At 44.2% G+C, this 20,721-nt stretch carries 16 protein-coding genes and 1 pseudogene; 6 read left to right on the top strand and 11 right to left on the bottom strand.

Annotated elements, in window-relative coordinates; genetic code table 11:
- Positions 1-203: 203 nt before the first annotated feature.
- Positions 204-1,241 carry a hypothetical protein gene (locus N39L_RS06435; RefSeq protein ID WP_014274660.1) on the bottom strand — a complete coding sequence of 346 codons (1,038 nt, stop codon included), beginning with the start codon at positions 1,239-1,241 and terminating at the stop codon, positions 204-206.
- A 13-nt stretch (positions 1,242-1,254) separates the two neighbouring features.
- Positions 1,255-1,590, bottom strand: coding sequence for a DUF565 domain-containing protein (locus tag N39L_RS06430; protein WP_014274659.1), 336 nt, complete (start codon positions 1,588-1,590; stop codon positions 1,255-1,257).
- A 192-nt stretch (positions 1,591-1,782) separates the two neighbouring features.
- Here N39L_RS06430 and menD point away from each other — a divergent pair, with 192 nt between their 5' ends.
- A complete protein-coding gene (menD, locus tag N39L_RS06425; protein ID WP_014274658.1) occupies positions 1,783-3,528 on the top strand; it encodes a 2-succinyl-5-enolpyruvyl-6-hydroxy-3-cyclohexene-1-carboxylic-acid synthase in 1,746 nt (581 codons plus the stop codon).
- Here the strand turns inward: menD and N39L_RS06420 are convergent.
- Together N39L_RS06420 and N39L_RS06415 are read right to left on the bottom strand one after the other, a co-directional pair.
- Positions 3,525-3,713 (bottom strand): CPXCG motif-containing cysteine-rich protein, encoded by a 189-nt coding sequence (locus N39L_RS06420; protein WP_006618702.1) that lies wholly within the window; start codon positions 3,711-3,713, stop codon positions 3,525-3,527. The two genes, menD and N39L_RS06420, sit on opposite strands and share 4 nt — an antisense overlap.
- Entirely contained in the window at positions 3,697-4,158 is a 462-nt protein-coding gene (locus N39L_RS06415) for an SRPBCC family protein (RefSeq protein WP_006618701.1), read from the bottom strand. Before N39L_RS06415 ends, N39L_RS06420 begins: the two co-directional genes overlap by 17 nt.
- A gap of 109 nt (positions 4,159-4,267) precedes the next feature.
- Here N39L_RS06415 and N39L_RS06410 point away from each other — a divergent pair, with 109 nt between their 5' ends.
- Positions 4,268-5,263, top strand: a complete 996-nt coding sequence (locus N39L_RS06410) for a LysR family transcriptional regulator (protein ID WP_014274657.1) — start codon at positions 4,268-4,270, stop codon at positions 5,261-5,263.
- An 87-nt stretch (positions 5,264-5,350) separates the two neighbouring features.
- A complete protein-coding gene (locus N39L_RS06405) occupies positions 5,351-6,391 on the top strand; it encodes an anthranilate phosphoribosyltransferase family protein (RefSeq protein WP_014274656.1) in 1,041 nt (346 codons plus the stop codon).
- Between the two features lie 282 nt (positions 6,392-6,673).
- Here the strand turns inward: N39L_RS06405 and pruA are convergent, their stop codons facing one another.
- A complete protein-coding gene (gene pruA, locus N39L_RS06400; RefSeq protein ID WP_014274655.1) occupies positions 6,674-9,652 on the bottom strand; it encodes an L-glutamate gamma-semialdehyde dehydrogenase in 2,979 nt (992 codons plus the stop codon).
- 779 nt (positions 9,653-10,431) lie between these two features.
- Here pruA and N39L_RS06395 point away from each other — a divergent pair.
- On the top strand, positions 10,432-10,926 hold the full coding sequence (locus N39L_RS06395) for an SgcJ/EcaC family oxidoreductase (protein WP_006616522.1): 495 nt from the start codon (positions 10,432-10,434) through the stop codon (positions 10,924-10,926).
- 198 nt (positions 10,927-11,124) lie between these two features.
- Here the strand turns inward: N39L_RS06395 and N39L_RS06390 are convergent, their stop codons facing one another.
- On the bottom strand, positions 11,125-12,939 hold the full coding sequence (locus N39L_RS06390) for a HEAT repeat domain-containing protein (RefSeq protein WP_014274654.1): 1,815 nt from the start codon (positions 12,937-12,939) through the stop codon (positions 11,125-11,127).
- 108 nt (positions 12,940-13,047) lie between these two features.
- On the opposite strand from N39L_RS06390, the gene N39L_RS06385 reads away from it, so the two are divergent.
- Positions 13,048-13,350: an acylphosphatase gene (locus N39L_RS06385; protein ID WP_006616647.1), complete on the top strand. Its 303-nt coding sequence runs from the start codon at positions 13,048-13,050 to the stop codon at positions 13,348-13,350.
- 34 nt (positions 13,351-13,384) lie between these two features.
- Here N39L_RS06385 and N39L_RS06380 read toward each other — a convergent pair whose 3' ends face one another.
- Positions 13,385-14,551 (bottom strand): pyridoxal phosphate-dependent aminotransferase, encoded by a 1,167-nt coding sequence (locus N39L_RS06380; protein WP_006616646.1) that lies wholly within the window; start codon positions 14,549-14,551, stop codon positions 13,385-13,387.
- Positions 14,552-14,815: 264 nt separating this feature from the next.
- On the opposite strand from N39L_RS06380, the gene N39L_RS06375 reads away from it, so the two are divergent.
- Entirely contained in the window at positions 14,816-17,434 is a 2,619-nt protein-coding gene (locus N39L_RS06375; protein WP_006616645.1) for a M1 family metallopeptidase, read from the top strand.
- A gap of 58 nt (positions 17,435-17,492) precedes the next feature.
- On the opposite strand, the pseudogene N39L_RS06370 reads toward N39L_RS06375, so the two are convergent.
- The 4 genes and pseudogenes from N39L_RS06370 to N39L_RS06355 all read right to left on the bottom strand — a co-directional run.
- A pseudogene (locus tag N39L_RS06370) lies at positions 17,493-18,095 on the bottom strand (DUF4351 domain-containing protein); the annotation flags it as partial.
- Entirely contained in the window at positions 18,085-18,660 is a 576-nt protein-coding gene (locus N39L_RS06365; RefSeq protein ID WP_014274652.1) for a DUF4351 domain-containing protein, read from the bottom strand. The pseudogene N39L_RS06370 and the gene N39L_RS06365, both read right to left, overlap by 11 nt.
- Before the next feature lie 49 nt (positions 18,661-18,709).
- Positions 18,710-19,597 carry an Rpn family recombination-promoting nuclease/putative transposase gene (locus tag N39L_RS06360; protein ID WP_014274651.1) on the bottom strand — a complete coding sequence of 296 codons (888 nt, stop codon included), beginning with the start codon at positions 19,595-19,597 and terminating at the stop codon, positions 18,710-18,712.
- 151 nt (positions 19,598-19,748) lie between these two features.
- Positions 19,749-20,663, bottom strand: a complete 915-nt coding sequence (locus N39L_RS06355) for an Rpn family recombination-promoting nuclease/putative transposase (RefSeq protein WP_014274650.1) — start codon at positions 20,661-20,663, stop codon at positions 19,749-19,751.
- Between the last annotated feature and the right edge of the window lie 58 nt (positions 20,664-20,721).

Raw genomic sequence — 20,721 nt, 5'->3', positions numbered from 1 at the left:
ATTTATTCCTAGCAATGCCGATATATTGTAAATATTAAAATCATGATTAATGGGAATAATGGTATATTTAATTATGGTGAGTTGAGGACATATTTAAATTTGTCTAGCAGGAAATTCACAGCATCTATTCCGCCCAGTTTTATTTTTTAGCCTCATAGGATGGATTTACGGTGATTAATTATGGCTGATTGATGGGGAATTTGTCAAGTTTTTGGCGGTTGATAAACTTGACCGATTGAATGATCTGGCTGAATATCGACTACTAAATCAACACGATCGCTATCTGTTAGCAGAGGAGTAATAAACAATTCGGGATGCAAAGATTTCCAAAAGTATTCGACAAATTGATTGATTTCTGTGTCGGTCATTCCGGACTTACCCAAGGCTTTCATCTCCTGTTCAGCTTGTGCGCGCCACTGTTTGGATAAACGATAATCAACGGGGTTGAGAACTATTAATCTATCCAAACGTTCCCAGAGGGGTAAATACTCTTTTAATTGGTGATTTATTTGTCGCGCAAATTGGCGATCGCTATCAGTAATAATAGGGGGGGGTGGATGATTAAACGCCTGGTCTTCTACGGGTTGACATCCCACAAACCAGCCCTCAAATAAGATGATATCAGGTGCTTCTATTTGTTGGGGTTCTATGCGATCGCCTTCTCCATTCCACAGAGACTTATCAAACCGGGGAATCATTATTTTTTCTCCGGGTGTAGGGTTTCGGAGTTGGTCAAGAAGTTGAATTCCGATGTCAATATCATGGGTGCCGGGGGGACCTCGCCAGATTAAACGGGGATCTTGTTCTCGCAGCCTTTGACGATCGGCGTAAGTTTTATATAAATCATCAATAGAAATACTAATGGCTTGATAATTTAGGAGATTGAGAATCCGAGAAATGACGGTTGATAGGGTGGTTTTTCCGGTTCCCTGTCCGCCTAATATTCCCTGTACTAAAGGACGATTAAGGATGGTTTTTAACTGAGATAATTGTATGGCAAACGGTAGCCAAAAGTGCCATAATGTGGGTAGCTGTTCCCAGAGAATCGGTAAATCTGGGTTATGTTTAAGGAGCGATCGCCATAATTGATAACGTTGTTTAATTGCTGTTTCTAGCTGTTCTGGATTGATACCAAAAGCCGCCATTTGCTGGGGATTATTTAATTCTTGTCTCAGCAGTTGTTGCCATTGTTCTGGTGTCGGTTCGGTATCAGTTTCCAAAGATTGTAAAATTTCCATCATGATTAAATCCGGTCTAAGAACCCAGTAAAAATGCAAGCAAAAATAAACTATAAGTCATGCCAATTTTCATGCTATTGAGGAGGTCAAGCCATAAAGAATTGATTTCACTACGAGACACTTTGCGGTAAGATAACCAACTAATCCATTCAGTGACTAGCAGGGTGATAAATGCGACGCTGACATCCCAACTTCCGACTTGTCCAACGATGGTGGCGATCGCCACTCCCAGGAAGAAGCCGAAAAATAGGCTAATCAATAATACAGAGATGCGCCGCCAGGGGTTACGAAACCATTGCAAGGTTTGCTGGGCGATCGCATCAGTAAATCGGTTTAAACGAGTGTTTTGCATAGGAGATTATAGGGAGCGATATTTGAAATCTACTGTAGGATAAAAGTATTATAAGGGCGGTTGTGGCATCAACTCCCTGCTGTGGCTATATTTGTTAGTCTACAGGTGTCCAAACTTGCCGCCAGTTGGCTATAACACTTGTCCCAGATAGCAGATTTATGATAACGTTGACAATTTACTGAGGTTTGACCATTGAATTTGTTTGACGCAGCCAATATTAATATACTTTGGGGAAACCTCATTGTCGAGGAGTTAGTTCGCCATGGGGTGAGTTATTTTATTGTATCTCCTGGTTCCCGATCGACTCCTTTAACTGTGGCGATCGCCCGTAATTATCAAGCACAACGGCGAGTTTTTTTTGACGAAAGGGGCGCGGCTTTTCATGCGATCGGCTACGGGAGGGCGACAGGAAAGCCAGCGGTTTTGGTATCTACTTCTGGGTCGGCTGCTGCCAACTATTTCCCGGCTATTATTGAGGCGGCTACGGATAATTTACCGATGATTATTATCTCGGCTGACCGCCCGCCAGAATTGCGAAAAACGGGGGCTAATCAGACTATTGATCAGGTCAATCTTTATGGTGATTATGTGCGTTGGAAATTTGATATTCCCTGTCCTGATGAAAAGATTTCGCCGACGTTTGTTTTGACGACTATTGATCAAGCTGTTTATCGTGCCCAGCGATCGCCTCAAGGACCTGTTCACCTTAATTGTATGTTCCGCGAACCCCTCGCCCCGACTAATTCAGCTATTACATTGGGTTATACTCTCCCTCTGAAGCGTTGGCTAAGTAGTGGTAGTCCTTGGACGGATTACCCCACTCCCCTGGTGAGGCAAACAGCAGATAATATTAAGGAGATATCGGAGATTTTAAACAATAGCCAAACAGGTATTTTGGCGTTGGGAAGATTAAGCTCTATATCACAAATACAGGCAGTGTCAGAATTGGCGAAACGGCTGAAATTCCCTGTATTTGCTGATATTCGTTCAGGTTTCAGACTGGGAAATAAGATTGATAAACAGCTATTATTGACGGATATTCGACAGAGTTATAAACCCCTGGAAACGGTGATACAAATAGGCGATCGCATTTTATCAAAACGGTTTTTAGAGTATTTGGAAATCCACCCACCTCGTCACTATATTATGATCGCGGACGAACCCAGCCGCCATGACCCCGCCCATATTGTTTCCCATCGCATTGAAAGTAATATCGAACAATTATGTGAGGAATTATCCCCTCTTTTAGATCCGAATATTTGCCAAGATTGGCAAGATAAATTATGGCTAAAATCGGCGAAAATTCGCGAAACGATTGATACCTATTTAATTAATGAATCATCGTTAAATGAAATGGCGATCGCCAATTTGGTCTCGCGGCATATCCCCGCCGACACTGGCTTATTTTTAGCCAATAGTATGCCGATTAGAGATATGAATGAATATGGAATTTATGGGGGAAATTCAGTCAGAATAGCAGCCAACCGAGGTACTAGCGGCATTGATGGAATTATCGCCTCTGCTACTGGGTTTGGTCAGGGTTTAAATACTCCCACAACTCTGCTAATTGGAGATTTAGCATTTCTCCATGACCTCAACTCTTTATCTATGGTTAATGCCCTGAATCATCCCCTGTGGATTATTGCTATTAATAATAATGGGGGCGGGATATTTTCATTTTTACCGATTGCTAAATTTAATGATGTATTTGAAAACTATTTTGGCACTCCGCACCATCTCAATTTTGACCATGCTGCCCAATTGTTTAATATCAAATATTTCTCCCCCAAAACACAGGAGGAATTTGTGAGAGATTATCAACAGGCGATCGCCTCCCAAACTTCAGCGATTATTGAAGTGCAGACCAACCGGAAACACAATCAAGAATTGCACCAAGACTTAGCCGAAAAAATCCAAGAAATATCATGGAGATTTTAACCGTCGTATTCGGTGTAAATTTCGACATCCAATGTATCCTCATCTATGCTGATATAAAGAAGATTCGGGCGACAACAAACCTGGCAATCTTCAATATAAGACTGTTGACCTCCGGCACTAAAATCGATAAATGTGACATTACTTTCGCCACAATAGGCGCAGGTAAATTCAGCCGTATTTTGCATAATTTTCACACTCAACTTTAGTAATATCGTGGCGATAGCGGAACATATCTTGAAGACGGGAATAAACCCACCAACTCAAGCCCTTGTCAAACAGGGAGCCACCTGGTAAACTAAAGGCGATCGCATCAGTTAACCGAGTGTGATTATTCACCTCAGAAAACTGGTGTCGGTGTACCCAAATAGCCATGGGACCCTGTTGCTGTTCATCAGTAAACAGTTGGTGGGGAATGCACTCAGTATGCACCGCCACCCATGGCACCGAAACCGGACCAAGAGATAAGAGAAATTCCGATCTAGCTCCCACCTCTAAACCCCCTTCCCGGCGGATAATTTCCACAGGTTGCCAAGGCGGGGTCAGCAACTCTAGGATATCAGATCGGGCGTGAAAATTCCAAACCACATCAACGGGGGCGTTAATTAGGGACGAGTATTGAAAATGCAGCATAAACACACCATACAGAATCAACAGTTGTAGCAATTTTTACCAAATTATATCGAGAAATTGGTTAAGATGAAACCCATGCTATCGTTGCCATATTAAATCCCCAATTTCTATGCGTTTAGAGCAACTTCAAGCCTTTTTATCTGTTGCCGAAACCGGAAGTTTTCAAAAAGCAGCAATCAATTGCAACGTGACGCAATCAACGATTAGTCGCCAGATACAGGGACTAGAAACGGAACTAGGTTTACCCCTATTTCACCGTAGTAACCAAGCTAAATTGACGGTGGGAGGTGAAAGGTTTTGGCCCTATGCGCGGAAAATTTGTCAGGCTTGGGAAAATGCCCAACAGGAATTAGCGTCATTATTAGCGGGACAGCAGCCGGAATTATGCGTGGCGGCTATTCACTCCCTTTGTGCGTCTTATCTCCCCCCAGTATTACAAAAGTTTTGCTATGCTTATCCTGATGTACAATTGCGGGTAACATCATTAGGAAGCGATCGCGCTTTAAAAGTCCTGAAAGATGGATTGGTTGATGTGGCACTTGTCATGAATAATCGTGCTTTTACGGCTAGTTCCGATTTATTGGTGGATATTCTCTATAAAGAACCGATACAAGTATTAATGGCGAAAAATCACCCCCTGGCGCGATATAATCAAGTACCTTGGACCGAGTTAATTATCTATCCTCAAGTGGTATTTAAAGATGGTTATGGAATGCGGCGTTTAGTACAGGAAAGATTTGCTCAAGCTGGCGCTACTCTCAAGGCGGTTTTAGAGTTAAATACGCTGGATGCTTTTCGGGGTGTAGTGCGTCAGGGGGAAGTAATTGCTCTGTTACCACGTTCAGCATTAGTAGAAGCAGTCAACGATAGCAGTTTAGCGATTAGAACGATCGCACCTTTTGAAGGGACTATAAATAGTAAATCAGGTTCCTTTTATAGTGGCGGATCTGACTTGAATTGGACTCGTGAAGTTGCCATTGTCACCACCCGCGATCGCCTGCAAATTCCCCCCATTGAATATTTCTGGAAATTGGTACATGAATTAATCCCCCCAGAGGTAGACTCGGAGTTAGAAGAACTGGGGATAAAATGCTTAATTGGTTAACATCAAATGGCTAACAATTCCTCAAAGTATCCGCTTTCGATTATACTGGTTTTCTCTTCTGTTCACTATATCACACCAACCAACTAAATGAGCGATCGCTTTAGAACATTACTGAAAAAAGTGGGAAGCGGAACCCACACCAGCGCAGCCCTAACTCGCGAAGAAGCCGCCGAAGCCTTACGCATGATGTTACACCAAGAAGCAACACCCGTACAGGTAGGGGCTTTTTTAATCGCCCACCGCATTCGGCGACCCACGGGAGAAGAATTGGCGGGAATGCTAGATGTTTATGCAGAATTAGGACCCCATTTAACTAATGCTGTGCGTCCTCCGATGATTTTAACTCATCCCTATGATGGGCGATCGCGTACTGTTCCCATGACCATTCTCACCGGGTTAATTCTCAGCGCCGCCGGAGTCCCGACCATTTTGCATGGAGGCGATCGAATGCCGACCAAAGAGGGGATTTGTTTACATGAAATTTGGCAAAAATTAGGCATAAATTGGGAAGGAATTAGCCTAATTAGAATGCAGGAAATCTTCCAGACCACCGGTTTAGGCTTTATTCATCTTCCCACCCATTTTCCCCTAGCTATGAACCTAGTGGGACCCCGCCGAGAAATTGGGAAACGTCCGCCTATTGCTACCTTAGAGTTAATGTGGTCTCCCTATTTAGGAGATGCAACTATCGCCTGTGGCTATGTTCACCCTCCCACGGAATCAATGTTCCGAACCGCTCTAGAATTGCGAAATCAGCGGCAATTTATCACGGTTAAGGGATTAGAAGGCAGTTGTGATTTACCCCGCGATCGCACCTGTATTATTGGCATCAACCGCCCCAGTATAGACAACCCGGAAACCTCGACTTTTGAACGTCTGTTATTGCATCCCCATGATTATGGTTATGGGGGGAAAGAAGTTCCTCTTAATTCCCTAGATGAACTGATTAATAATATCAAGGCTGTCTTGGAGGGGGAACCGGGAGAATTAATGCAGGCTGCTATTTGGAATGGGGGTTTTTATCTGTGGTGTGCGGGAGTTTGTTCGGACATAGAAACAGGTCTGAAACACGCGCAGGAGTTACTAACTCAAGGGATGGTAGCCCAGAAATTAGAAGCGATCGCCTAGGGGCGGGTTCTGCTGTCAATTAAATCTCTCGGCGAGAAGACTAATAAACCCGCCCTCTATTGATAATTGATATAGCGTTTCTCATATCCATAAGGTACAGCCCACTCAAAGAGAAGCCGCTGCGCGTCTACACCCCAAACCCCTCTCCCCATACGGGAGAGGCTTGTCCTGAGCTTGTCGAAGGGGGCTTTGAAAAGTACCTCACCAATCCACCGAATCGCTATATAACCACCCATACCAATGGTTTAATTATGGAGCATAATGCCCCATTTATCAAGGTAATTAATCCACCCCTTGAATAGGTGCAAAACCTTGTCGCTGGATGTTCTCGGTAATAGTGCGAGGTTCCAAAAATTGCAGGAGATAATCAGGTCCCCCTGCCTTGGAACCCACACCAGAGAGTTTAAAGCCACCGAAGGGTTGACGGGAAACGATCGCCCCGGTAATTCCCCGGTTAATATAGAGATTTCCCACTTCAAAATCAGCCTTAGCTTGCTGAATATGAGAGGGGGTGCGAGAATACAAACCCCCCGTCAAAGCATAATTAGTCCCGTTAGCAATATCCATCGCCTCATCAAAATTTGAGGCTTTCATCACCGCTAACACCGGACCAAAAATCTCTTCTTGGGCAATTTTCGCAGTAGGAGAAACATTAACAAACACGGTCGGACCGACAAAATAACCTGTGTCTGGTGTATCTAAGGCGATCGCCATTTCTGCTTCTTGTTTACCTATCTCAATGTATTCTTTAATCTTGGTTTGGGCGTTATGGTCAATCACCGGACCCACAAAGGTACTAGGATCAGCCGGATCACCCACATTAAGCGATCGCACCGCCTCCACCAACCGCGACACAAACACATCATAAACAGGCTCTAAAACCACCACCCGCGAACAAGCAGAACATTTTTGACCCGTATAACCAAAAGCCGAATAAACAACTCCCGCCACCGCTTGATCAAGGTCTGCACTTTCATCAACAATAATGGCATTTTTGCCACCCATTTCCGCCACTACTCGCTTCAGGTGTTTTTGTCCCGGTCGCAAAATCGCCGCCTCTGCATATATCCAACAACCGACTTCCTGAGAACCTGTAAAAGTAATCATCTGAACATCAGGATGTTTAACTAAATGAGCCCCCACCGTTGAGCCCTTACTAGGGATAAATTGAAACACCCCATCAGGAACCCCAGCTTCCACCAAAATCTCGGCAATTTTCGCACCAATAATAGCAGAAGTTTCCGCCGGTTTTAACAGGGTACAATTTCCGGTGACTAAGGAAGCGACAGTCATCCCCACCGGAATAGCTAGGGGGAAATTCCAGGGAGAAATGACTAAGGAGATACCACGAGGTTGATAGGAATAGCGATCGCTTTCCCCCGCTGTATCATAAATATAACCCTCGTCTAGCCGTTCCATTTCCGCCGCATAAAAACGGCAAAAATCAATGGCTTCCGACACTTCCGCATCACACTGAGATAAGGCTTTACCTACCTCAAAAACCATCCAGCCACATAATTCATGGCGACGTTGTTCGAGCAATTCTGCCGCCTTTCGTAAGACAGCGGCGCGTCGGCTAACGGGGGTCTTTTTCCAGCTAGGAAATGCAGCTTTAGCAGCGGCGATCGCTTTTTCCGCTTGTTCAATATTAGCCAAACCAATTTTGCCGACTATTTCCGTAGGTTTAGCCGGGTTAACGGAATCCACAAAAGTCTCTGTATTTTCCGATTTACCATTAATCAAAGGTAAGTAGGTTTTACCCAACTGCGATCGCACAGTTTCCAATGCAGCCAAAGCGCGATCGCGAATAATTGCATCCGCATAATCACTATCCGCCGCATTCGGAAATACAGGTTTCCAAGTCTGGTGAATTGTGCTATCATTATCACCAACAGGAGGCGCTAATAGTTCTTCTAAAGGTCGCTGTTCTGAACTTTGGCGAATAAAAGAAGAATTAGCCGTATTTTCTAACAGTCGCCGAATTAGATAAGACATCCCCGGTAGTAGTTTACCATAGGGACAATACATCCGCACTCGATAACCTTTAGCCGCCAATTGTTTCGCGAGTTGGTCTCCCATACCATAAAGAACTTGCATCTCAAAGGCGCGTTGGGGTACTTTGAGCGTTTCCGCTATGGCGATCGCTTTCGCCTGTGAACGGACGTTATGGCTACCGATAGCAGAATAAATATAGGCGTGATTTTCCAACATTAATTGGGTCAGCTTTTCGTAATTAGCATCAGTCGCCGCCTTATCATTAAATACTGGTTGTAGCCAGTCATTTTGCATCGCCTTGATAGTTTCCTGGTCCCAATAAGCGCCTTTTACCAGTCTTACTGTCACCGGATATCCCCGCAATTTTGCCCATTCAATAATCCCTTCTAAGTCTTTCGGGCTATCGCGTAGGTACGCTTGAACCGTTACGCCGATATCAGTGCGATCGCGAAATTCCTCTTCCATTAACAGATTTTTGAGGATGCTTAAAGTTAGGTCCTTATAGGCGTATTGTTCCATATCAAAATGCACCGCCGCCCCAACTTCTTTCGCCCGTCTTAATAGGGTGCGAATGCGATCGCTTACCTTCGCCTCACTTCCCTTAGCATCAAGGGGGTCAAACTGCGAATAAAAAGCCGTCAACTTCACCGAAACCTGCACCCTAGGAATAGCCTTTCCGTCCGCTTCATCAATTAGGGGAACTGTTGACCAGCGCTGCGCCGCCGCCGACAGTTTTTCCATTAATTCCAAGTAACTATTCAGATATGATTCCGCTTCCGTTTCCGTAATCACCGCTTCCCCGAGCAGGTCTACAGTAAACCCCAGTTTATCTTTACGCAACCTTTCCAGAGTTTTGATAATTTGCGGAATATCCGCCCCCGCGATATATTTCTGAGCCAGAGTTTCTACCGCCGGAGCTACTGTGGTAGCAGCCATTTTCCCAGCTACAGAGTCCGGGTTAGCAAAATTAAGCAGCTTTTTCAGCGAGTCCGGGAGTTCCACCTCTTCCGCCGTTAGGTATTCCTGAAGGTGAGTCGCAATTTCCGGTTTACTACGCAGCGCCGGTAAACAGTCAATAAAATGAAACAATTGCACCCGCAAACCGGGGTTAGACATCGCCCAGTCCAGGATTTTGTCATCCAAACGCATCTGGTCTTGGATTTTACCAAACAGAGACTGTTTTTTCTGTTGTGTCGCCCCTAGAAGTTCTTGGGCGATTTCTTGGGTTTTGGGTTCGTAAGTATTATTAGATAGTTGTGCAACCACGGGTTATTGAGTGTCAGAAATGGTGAACATTGATATCATACCCGCCCTCAAACCGACGGGGACTCCCAAACCTCACGATTTGGGTTACAGCGATCTACCCCCAAAGGGACAGATTTAATCTGTTGGGCTCTAACGATACCGAGCCTAAACTCCTAGGGCCAGAAGCGCCGCCAAAATATCCATGGGATTTTTCCCCTTGTCGGTAAAATCTCCCCTCTGCTCGCTAATCTTACCATGAATCAGATCCACCATTCACCCGCCTTGATCCCTGGTTTGGGGCGACTCAGACACTCCCAAACCCCTCCCCCTCTTGACTCCATTTAAATCTGCTCTCTGCTGCATAACTCTCTACCCACACCGCCATAGTCACCCTTACTCATGCGAATCATGCTAGTAATGCGAATCATGCGATCGCCACCACATCACCCCAAAACCCCCCCTTAGTCATCAAATTTTCCCACAATCTCCAAATCTATGATAAAATAAAAACCATTTATTTTTGTCTGTGGATTCAATCCCTCCCACAAGTTCCCACTATTGCATTAATGGGACTAACTTTTGGGAGCAGTTTGTTATCCCAATGTTCATTTACCCCAAAAATAACCCTTTTGCTAAAATTAGGGTCTGGGGTATGTTTGCTTATTTTGAGGAAAACCACATAAAATTAGCCGACAAATCCCTGTGGATCAAAAATTAGTTAGTTTCTTCCCAATAGATAATTTTGTGTTATCATCTATTCATTAACCTTTATTTGTCCGGGAATATCTGGTGATTTAACCATGATCAAAAAAATTTTGTGTTCCACCCTGTCCGCTAGTTTTTTAGCAGCTACTATGTCAGGTTGTACTCAGGCTGCTGAAACTGCCGGAGTTTCCTGCGCCGAAGTCACCGAAGCCGAAATCGCAGCATTGTTCGATCGCTGGAATACTTCCCTAGCTACCCTAGATCCTGATCAAGTAGTAGCTAACTATAGCCCCACAGCCGTATTACTGCCAACCGTTTCCAACACTCCCCGCACCGACCATGAAAGCATTAGAGACTATTTTGTGGACTTTCTGCCAAATAATCCCCAAGGAGTGATTAACACCCGGACTATTGCCCTTGGTTGTAACAAGGCTTATGACGTGGGAGTTTATACCTTTACATTTACAGATGACCAAGGTCAAACCACCCAAGAAGTAGCCCGCTTTTCCTATGTTTATGTCTATAAGGATGGTGAATGGTTAATTGATCATCACCATTCATCCTTAATGCCAGAAACTGTAGCTAATTAGGCTTACCATCAAATTGCCTTCTACATTCTGGTGTATCTAGCCATCCCTTGATAATCATCGATATCACACCCATAAAAGATGGTTAAATATGAGCTTTTGATAGCCGATGCTCCAGAAATTTAACCCTCTGAGAGTGTACAGGCAAGGCAAGCCTTGTCTGTACAGCCTTTGAGTCAACCTCCCATGTATCGGGAACTATCAACCTTTCGAGCCATCCTCCGGTTTCTGAAAAACAGACGCGATCGGTTTGGCTTGCTTATCCGTTTCGTGATAAAACTTAAATTTCTCCATCGCCATACTCGCTGCCTGCACTACAGACGGATCGGGGTCTCGCAAACCTTGTTTAAGTATGGGAATCACGCGATCGCTTTTAATCATACCCAAGGCATAAATTGCCTCTTGACGCACTTGAGCGTTACTATCTTGGCTCAGTTGAGTTAGCGTAGGAATCGCTTGTTGGATTTCTGCACGTAAGCCGTGGGTGCTTGCTAGTCTACCCAAAGTCGCCGCCAATTGAGTGCGTATTTCTGTATCCGCGTGTCGAGTATAGCCAACCAAGTTAGCAATAGCTGCCAGGTTTTGCGATTCTCCAATTTTAGCGATCGCTATCAGCAAGTCCTCCTTCTCATCCCTGCTATGTCCAGTAACTTTCAGATTTAGCGGAGGCTTAACCGAACCTACTGCCATTAAACCATCAGCCATCGCCGATTCTTCTACCTCTTCCGACACTTCCGCCACTTCCGCCACCGCTTCCGTCTCTTCTAGTGTCTCTTCTGGTGTAGCCGCTTCTGTCGGTGTCTGGGAGACCATTAAATCGACTAAATCGACTAAATCGACCATTAAACCATCAGCGATCGCCGATTCTTCTACCTCTTCCGCCACTTCCGCCACTTCCGCCACTTCCGCCACCGCTTCCGTCTCTTCTAGTGTCTCTTCTGGTGTAGCCGCTTCTGTCGGTGTCTGGGAGACCATTACATCATCAGCGATCGCCGATTCTTCTACCTCTTCCGACACTTCCGCCACTTCCGCCACCGCTTCCGTCTCTTCTAGTGTCTCTTCTGGTGTAGCCGCTTCTGTAGCTGCTTCCGCTTCACTTTCTGCCAACAACTCAGGCAAAAATTCCAAACGCTCATGCAGCGACTTTATCATCTGCTCAGTTTGAGACTGCATAGCTCGCACCAGTTCTTCAGTTCCCGCGCGAATTTCATCATTATATTGTTCTTCCAGGTTATCAATAGCATTTTGAATCTGAGTCTCCTGATCTTGTTCAAGATCAGCCCGTAGCTTCTGAATTTCTTGTTCACTGTGCTGTTGAATATTTTTGAGAGTTTCGCGAATTTCCTCCTTAGTAGTATAGTTGTCTTGCTCAAGTTGTTGTAGTTGGTTATCATAAGTCGCGATATATTCTTCCATCTTCTGAGTGCGATCTTGACTTTCGCTAATCTCGTGATCCATATCATGAAGTTGAGTTTCATAGCCTGTTAAAGACTCACCCATTTCATGAAGGCGAGTTTGGCTGGCTTGTAGATCTTGATTGACCTCTTCTAATTGAGTCTGATATCCACTCAAAAACTCATTCAATTCCTCAACCTTGCGTTCACGGCTATATAATTCCTCAGTCAAATTTCCCAACTCTTGCTGATACTCCCTCAACTGCTGGTTAGCTTCTTGAAGTTCCTCCTCACGGCTTTGTACCTGGTTGGTAAGCTCCTCAATATGGGACTGATAATATTGAGTTAGGGATTCATTGCTTTTTGTCAATTCATCTTCCTGTTCTTGTTTTAGCGTTTCTGTCATCTCTCGCAGTTGGCGATCGTAATCATCTCTTAGGGACTGGACCATTTCCTGAATCCTGACTTGATGGGCTTTCTCTAATTCCTCAGCCGAGAGGCGAATTTGTCGCTCATATTCTTCTCTCTGCTGGGTCAGGCGACGCTCTAACACAGTATAGCTAACCCCTAACCCAGCCAAACTGCCAATAATTAACATAATCAGTAAACTAATCAAATCCATAGCTAATCTCCCAATTTTTGGTAAAGTTATAGAGCAATCATCTAATCAAACCAGTTTCTAATAGCTGTGTGTCCCCAGAGTATCTAAATACGTTACCAGATTATAATCGTGTCTAACACAACTCACGAAAAACCCGACCTCCTTCGCGCCCATTTACTCATCTCTGGACGGGTGCAAGGTGTCGGTTACAGGTATTATACTCGCCAAGTTGCCACTCAAAAGGGAGTCAACGGCTGGGTGAAAAATTTGCCCGATGGTCGGGTCGAGGCAGTTTTTGAGGGTAGTCAAGCCCAAGTCCAGACAATGATTGAATGGTGTCACCAAGGACCTCCCTCCGCTCAACCTACACAGGTTAAGGTAGAGTATCAGCGAGCCGAAGGACTCTACAGCTTTGATATTCTCTACCATTAGCCTCAAAATCACCCATAGCGCGACTTAGATAAAATTAGAGCCTACCTTCAACAAATTCTTCTAGGCGCTTGAGTCCAGTTTCAATATTTTTTAAACTCGTGGCGTAGGATAAGCGAATGTGATCATCTGTTCCAAAAGCCAAGCCAGGAACTGTAGCCATTTGCTTTTCTTCTAACAAAGCATTGCAGAAGTCTACCGACCCTAAGCCGATTTTCCCGATATTGACATACATATAAAATGCGCCGTAGGGTTTAACACAGCTAATTCCGGGAATAGCGTTAAGTAGTTCATACATAACCTTCCGGCGTTCAGCAAAGGCTTGTCGCATGGTTTCTACACAGTCGAGGGGACCTTCCAAAGCAGCGATCGCTCCATATTGAGCAAAAGTGCAGACATTAGAGGTACTATGGCTTTGAATCCGGGTCATCGCCCCAATAATAGTTTTATCCCCAGCCAGATAACCTAAACGCCATCCAGTCATAGCAAAGGACTTAGCGAAACCGCTGCTAATCAGCGTCTGTTTATGGACTTCTGGGTGAGTCGCTGCTATACTCAGATGTTGCGCGCCATCATAGAGAATTTGGGAGTAAATCTCATCAGAGACCACCAAAATCCCCGACTCTACCACCACTTGCGCTAACGCTTTCAGTTCATCCGGGGTGTAAACCATCCCCGTCGGGTTTGAGGGCGAGTTAAGGACAAATAGTTTAGTTTTCGGGGTAATCGCTTGTCGCAGTAATTCTGGGGTAATCTTATACTCGGTAGCTGCATCGGTGGGCACAATGACCGGAGTCCCATCAGCCAGTTTTACCATTTCTGGGTAGCTTAACCAGTAGGGGGAAGGTATAATCACTTCATCCCCAGCCTCGATGATCGCCATCATCAACTCGGACAGGGAATGTTTCCCGCCATTGGTGACAATGATATTTTCGGCGCTATAATTAATACCCACCTCTTGAGTCAGACTGCGAGCGATTAATTCCCTCAGTTTGGGCTCTCCCGCTGCTGGACCGTACCGTGTCTTTCCTTCATCGAGTGCCTTTTTAGCCGCAGCGACTATGTGTTGGGGTGTGTCAAAGTCCGGTTCACCAACGCTGAAGTTGAGAACGTCGAGTCCCTCGGCTTTCATGGCCTTAGCCTTGGCTGATATCGCTAGGGTGACAGATTGGGGAACCTGTTCTACACGGGCTGCCAGCTTCATATCAAATTACTCTTTTTAGTAGTCTTAAACTAGAAATTCTACGGCGGGTGATGAATGTCTGCAAGCCTAATTGTTGGGCAATGATGACATTTTTTCAATTAGTTCAGGGTGCTATATCACATATTGCGTAATTTGTCAACCATCTGACTACAGTTGTGCTGAGTCCCATTGTTCCATAAGTCTGTCATCCCATCAAGTCCGGTTGACATGATCTCAAAAAAGGTAAACCATCAAATGTTAGACTTCCGATCTATAGATTCATTAATGTTGTATTCCTATTTCGATTCAGACAGCAACGATTCTAAATCCTTCGAGTTACCAGGGGCACGCCCTCACTATAACCCCGATCGCCCTGGTCAGGTTGAGCATATTTTTCTCGACCTAGTTTTCGATATTCCCGCCCAAAGTTTTCAGGGGACTTGTACTATTACCCTAAATCCGATCCGCAGTGGTATTAATACCCTCACCCTCGATGCGGTAGATATGGAAATTAATCAAGTCAAAATTGGTAAGCATGAGGTAGATTTTGACCATGATGGTCAACAATTACAGATTCATCTTAACCAACCCACAGAGGTTAATCAAACTCTGAAAATAGCGATCGACTACACTGTTGATCATCCTCAACGAGGTCTGTATTTCATCGGACCCAATTCAGATTATCCTGATAAACCGATTCAAGTTTGGACTCAAGGAGAAGATGAAGATTCCCGCTTCTGGTTTCCCTGCTTTGACTATCCTGGACAGTTAGCCACCTCAGAAATTAAAGTCCGGGTTCCCCAGGAATTTTTGGCTATTGCTAATGGTGAATTAATCGCCACGAAAACTAAGGGCGATGACCAAATTTATCATTGGTTACAAAAGCAGGTTCACCCCAGTTATTTGATAACTTTAGCTGTGGGTAAGTTTGCGGAAATAAAAGATGAGTATAATCAGATTCCGGTGGTTTATTATGTGGAAAAAAATCGCCAGGAAGATGCTCAACGTAGTCTGGGTAAAACCCCAGCTATGATTGAGTTTTTATCTCAAACTTTTGGCTATGATTATCCCTATCCCAAATATGCTCAAGTCTGCGTTGAGGATTTCATTTTTGGAGGTATGGAAAATACCTCGACAACTCTGTTAACCGATCGCTGTTTGTTGGACGAACGCGCTACCGTAGATAACCGCAATACAGAAAGCCTGGTAGTCCATGAACTCGCCCATCAATGGTTTGGTGATTTAGTGGTAATTGCCCATTGGTCTCACGCTTGGATTAAGGAGGGAATGGCTACTTATTCCGAGGTACTCTGGACTGAACATGAATATGGTGCCGATGAGGCGGCTTATTACCGATTAAATGAAGCCCGTAGCTATTTTTCTGAGGATTCTTCCCGCTATAGTCGTCCCATTGTAACTCACGTTTACCGAGAAGCGATTGAACTTTATGATCGCCATCTTTATGAAAAAGGTGCTTGTGTTTATCACATGATTCGGGCAGAATTGGGAGATGAGTTATTTGCGAAAGCTATTCATACTTTTGTGCAGGATAACGCCCATAAAACTGTGGAAACTGTGGATTTATTGAGGGCGATCGAAAAGGCGACAGGACGAAATTTGCTGTTCCTGTTTGATCAATATGTCTATCGTGGTGGACACCCTAAATATAAGGTTTCCTATTCCTGGGATAATGATAGCAAAATTGCTAAGGTGACTATTAAACAAACCCAGGCGAAAGATAGTGAGAAACTCAGTGAGGCGAATTTGTTTAATTTGAAAATCCCTATAGGTTTTGGCTACACTAAAAAATCTAAGGGAAAATCCAAAAAGAAATCCACTGAGGTGGACTTGAAAACGGTGACTGTACAAGTTAGCGATCGCGAACAGAGTTTTTACTTTCCTTTGGAAGAGAAACCTAACTTTATCAGTTTTGATGTGGGTAATAATTTCCTAAAAACTGTGACTTTAGATTATCCAGTAGCTGAGTTAAAGGCACAGCTTCAGTTTGACCCAGACCCAATTTCCCGGATTTATGCCGCCCAAGCCTTAGCTAAAAAAGGGAATTTGGCATCGGCTAAAGCCTTGGGAGAGGCGATGGTTTCTGAACCTTTCTGGGGAGTCCGGGTTGAGGTAGCTAAACAGTTAGTGAAGGTTAAACTTGATCAGTCTTTTGATGGCTTGGTTGCTGGTTTAAAAGATGAAAATCCACGAGTGCGGCGGGCGGTGGTTAATGCTTTGGCAGAAATTCACACGGCTGCAAGTTATCAGGCGATTAAACCTCTGGTGGAAAATGGTGATCCTAGTTATTATGTGGAGGCTAGTGCTATACAGGCGATCGCGAAAATAGCGGCGGGAAACACGGAGGATGAACCTACAGAAGCTGAGGCGATCGCTTTGTTAGAAATGGTATTACAAGAAAGGGCTGGTTGGAATGAGGTAGTCCGGTCTGGGGCGATTTCGGGTTTGAGTCAAATGAAAACTTCAGAAATGGCTTTAAATCTGATTTGGAAATATACCGCTAATGGTGTTCCTCAAGCCCTGCGTTTAAATGCAATCTCTAGTCTAGGTCGCATTTCCACAGGTCAAAATAACATCAATCTTGAACGTATTATTCAACGGCTTGAAGAACTAGCTAAAGAAGATTTCTTCTTAACTCAGATATCTGTGGTAACCGCTTTAAGCCAGATGGAAACTCCCAAGGCGATCGCGATTTTGAATGACCTAGCAGAACACACCATGGATGGACGGGTCAGGCGCAGGGCGGAAGAGGCTGTGCAAAAAGTCCAAAAAAACCTTGGTTCAGACAAGGCTATTAAGCAGTTACGCGAGGAACTCGACAAAATGAAAAAGGAAAATCAAGAACTACGAAGTCGCCTAGAAAACTTAGAAGCTAAAACTAAGTAATCGCCATCATGTTGGGGTAATTAGTAAATTACCCCAAGGCGGAAATTCCGGTTGATATTTATTCGGGCTGATGGCTTTGTAGCCATTCCAGCAAATCATCTATCTCCGAAAAGTCTAGTAATGCTTCTCCTAACTCCTCTAATGCGGGTAATGGTAACTGATTGATTTGACCGATGACCGTTTCTGGCAAACTGCCTAATCTCCTATTTAGCAGCCGTAAAATTAGGGATTTTTCTCCTTCGGTTGCCCCCTGTTGTAATCCCTGTTGTAATCCTTCTTGTAATCCCTGTTGTAATCCTTCTTGTAATCCTTCTTGTAATCCCTGTTGTAATCCTTGTTGTAATCCTTGTTGTAATCCTCGTTCAAGGGCTTCTTCCCAAATGTCTTGATAAATTACTGATTCTTGCATAATTTCTTGCCTCAATAATCGTTTAATCAACACTTTGTCTAATACCAAACCCGCCAGAATCGCTGTAGATGCTGCCACGTTATTTTGGGTTCTCCGGTCAGCGATCGCATTAATTTGTTCAGCTACCCGCTCTAATAACCTTTGGCGATCGCCCGTTTGAGCTAGTATCGCAAAAGGTAATAATCCCGGCACATTTATAAACGTATCTACAGGTTCTTCCCAGAGTCTAATTACCTGAAATTTATGGCGAGTTGGAGACTAGCCATCCCACCAAATCATCTATCTCCGAAAAGTCTAGTAATGCTTCTCCTAACTCCTCTAATGCGGGTAATGGTAACTGATTGATTTGACCGATGACCGTTTCTGGCAAACTGCCTAATCTCCTATTTAGCAGCCGGAAAATTAGGGCTTTTTCTCCTTCAGTTACCCCCTGTTGTAATCCTTCTTGTAATCCCTGTTGTAATCCTTCTTGTAATCCCTGTTGTAATCCTTCTTGTAATCCCTGTTGTAATCCTTCTTGTAATCCTTCTTGTAATCCCTGTTGTAATCCTTGTTGTAATCCTTGTTGTAATCCTCGTTCAAGGGCTTCTTCCCAAATGTCTTGATAAATTACTGATTCTTGCATAATTTCTTGCCTCAATAATCGTTTAATCAACACTTTGTCTAATACCAAACCCGCCAGAATCGCTGTGGATGCTGCCACGTTATTTTGGGTTCTCCGGTCAGCGATCGCATTAATTTGTTCAGCTACCCGCTCTAATAACCTTTGGCGATCGCCCGTTTGAGCTAGTATCGCAAAAGGTAATAAACCCGGCACATTTATAAACGTATCTACAGATTCTTCCCAGAGTCTAATTACCTGAAATTTATGGCGCGTTTGAGACTAGCCATCCCACTAAATCATCTATCTCCGAAAAGTCTAGTAATGCTTCTCCTAACTGCTCTAATGCCGGTAATGATAACTGATTGATTTGACCTATGACCGTTTCTGGCAAACTGCCTAATCTCCTATTTAGCAGCCGTAAAATTAGGGCTTTTTCTCCTTCAGTCACCCCCTGTTGTAATCCTTCTTGTAATCCCTGTTGTAATCCCTGTTGTAATCCCTGTTGTAATCCTCGTTCAAGGGCTTCTTCCCAAATGTCTTGATAAATTACTGATTCTTGCATAATTTCTTGCCTCAATAATCGTTTAATCAACACTTTGTCTAATACCAAACCCGCCAGAATCGCTGTGGATGCTGCCACGTTATTTTGGGTTCTCCGGTCAGCGATCGCATTAATTTGTTCAGCTACCCGCTCTAATAACCTTTGGCGATCGCCCGTTTGAGCTAGTATCGCAAAAGGTAATAATCCCGGCACATTTATAAACGTATCTACAGGTTCTTCCCAGAGTCTAATTACCTGAAATTTATGGCGAGTTTGAGCTATTTCTAGCTGGGTTTTGTAGACTAAATCCGAGGAACTTTCCCTTAAATAAATCACCACTTGCCGCATTTGGCACTCTGGGAAACGACGATAGACCCGCACCCAATAATCCAACATCCGAAACGGAATAGTTGGGTCCGGTTGCGTCTGAAATTCCAGATGAAGGATGACTCCCTCTGATTTCAGCAAGATGAGACTATCAGCCCGAATTGGTTCTAGGGAAAGTTCCGACGGGCTGAGTTCAGTTAGGGGAATCGGTTCTCCCAATAACCACTGGGCTAAATCCGCCGGAAACGTCTCAGCTAGGAACTTGCAAACATTGTCGAACATATTAGCATTATATCCCAATCTACGGGCGGTTGTGGGGAGTCTGTAAGGAGTCAGAAAAGAGTATTTTTCAAGCCTGTTCTAAATTAGCTGTAATCCTGATCATGTTGGGGTAATTAGTAAATTACCCCCAGGTGGAAATTCCCGTTGATATTTATTCGGGCTGATGGCTTTGTAGCCATTCCAGCAAATCATCTATCTCCGAAAAGTCTAGTAATGCTTCTCCTAACTCCTCTAATGCGGGTAATGGTAACTGATTGATTTGACCAATGACCGTTTCTGGTAAACTGCCTAATCTCCTATTGAGCAGCCGTAAAATTAGGGCTTTTTCTCCTTCAGTCACCCCCTGTTGTAATCCCTGTTGTAATCCCTGTTGTAATCCCTGTTGTAATCCTTGTTGTAATCCTTGTTGTAATCCTTGTTGTAATCCTCGTTCAAGGGCTTCTTCCCAAATGTCTTGATAAATTACTGATTCTTGCATAATTTCTTTCCTCAATAATCGTTTAATCAACACTTTGTCTAATACCAAACCTGCCAGAATCGCTGTCGATGCTGCCACGTTATTTTGGGTTCTCCGGTCAGCGATCGCATTAATTTGTTCAGCTACCCGCTCTAATAACCTTTGGCGATCGCCCGTTTGAGCTAGTATCGCAAAAGGTAATAATCCCGGCACATTTATAAACGTATCTACAGGTTCTTCCCAGAGTCTAATTACCTGAAATTTATGGCGAGTTTGAGCTATTTCTAGCTGGGTTTTGTAGACTAAATCCGAGGAACTTTCCCTTAAATAAATCACCACTTGCCGCATTTGGCACTCTGGGAAACGACGATAGACCCGCACCCAATAATCCAACATCCGAAACGGAATAGTTGGGTCCGGTTGCGTCTGAAATTCCAGATGAAGGATGACTCCCTCTGATTTCAGCAAGATGAGACTATCAGCCCGAATTGGTTCTAGGGAAAGTTCCGACGGGCTGAGTTCAGTTAGGGGAATCGGTTCTCCCAATAACCACTGGGCTAAATCCGCCGGAAACGTCTCAGCTAGGAACTTGCAAACATTGTCGAACATATTAGCATTATATCCCAATCTACGGGCGGTTGTGGGGAGTCTGTAAGGAGTCAGAAAA

It is taken from the genome of Limnospira platensis NIES-39, from assembly GCF_026000695.1.
Lineage (GTDB): Bacteria > Cyanobacteriota > Cyanobacteriia > Cyanobacteriales > Microcoleaceae > Limnospira > Limnospira platensis.
Note: the sequence above shows the minus strand (reverse complement) of the source record. Positions and strands in the feature narration are given on the sequence as shown.

Coding starts and splice junctions, on each gene's coding strand:
- N39L_RS06420 (WP_006618702.1), bottom strand. CDS start 3,713: ATGCAAAATACGGCTGAATTTACCTGCGCCTATTGTGGCGAAAGTAAT.
- N39L_RS06405 (WP_014274656.1), top strand. CDS start 5,351: ATGAGCGATCGCTTTAGAACATTACTGAAAAAAGTGGGAAGCGGAACC.
- N39L_RS06430 (WP_014274659.1), bottom strand. CDS start 1,590: ATGCAAAACACTCGTTTAAACCGATTTACTGATGCGATCGCCCAGCAA.
- N39L_RS06435 (WP_014274660.1), bottom strand. CDS start 1,241: ATGATGGAAATTTTACAATCTTTGGAAACTGATACCGAACCGACACCA.
- N39L_RS06380 (WP_006616646.1), bottom strand. CDS start 14,551: ATGAAGCTGGCAGCCCGTGTAGAACAGGTTCCCCAATCTGTCACCCTA.
- N39L_RS06360 (WP_014274651.1), bottom strand. CDS start 19,597: ATGTTCGACAATGTTTGCAAGTTCCTAGCTGAGACGTTTCCGGCGGAT.
- N39L_RS06395 (WP_006616522.1), top strand. CDS start 10,432: ATGATCAAAAAAATTTTGTGTTCCACCCTGTCCGCTAGTTTTTTAGCA.
- N39L_RS06415 (WP_006618701.1), bottom strand. CDS start 4,158: ATGCTGCATTTTCAATACTCGTCCCTAATTAACGCCCCCGTTGATGTG.
- N39L_RS06410 (WP_014274657.1), top strand. CDS start 4,268: ATGCGTTTAGAGCAACTTCAAGCCTTTTTATCTGTTGCCGAAACCGGA.
- N39L_RS06375 (WP_006616645.1), top strand. CDS start 14,816: ATGTTGTATTCCTATTTCGATTCAGACAGCAACGATTCTAAATCCTTC.
- N39L_RS06355 (WP_014274650.1), bottom strand. CDS start 20,663: ATGTTCGACAATGTTTGCAAGTTCCTAGCTGAGACGTTTCCGGCGGAT.
- N39L_RS06390 (WP_014274654.1), bottom strand. CDS start 12,939: ATGGATTTGATTAGTTTACTGATTATGTTAATTATTGGCAGTTTGGCT.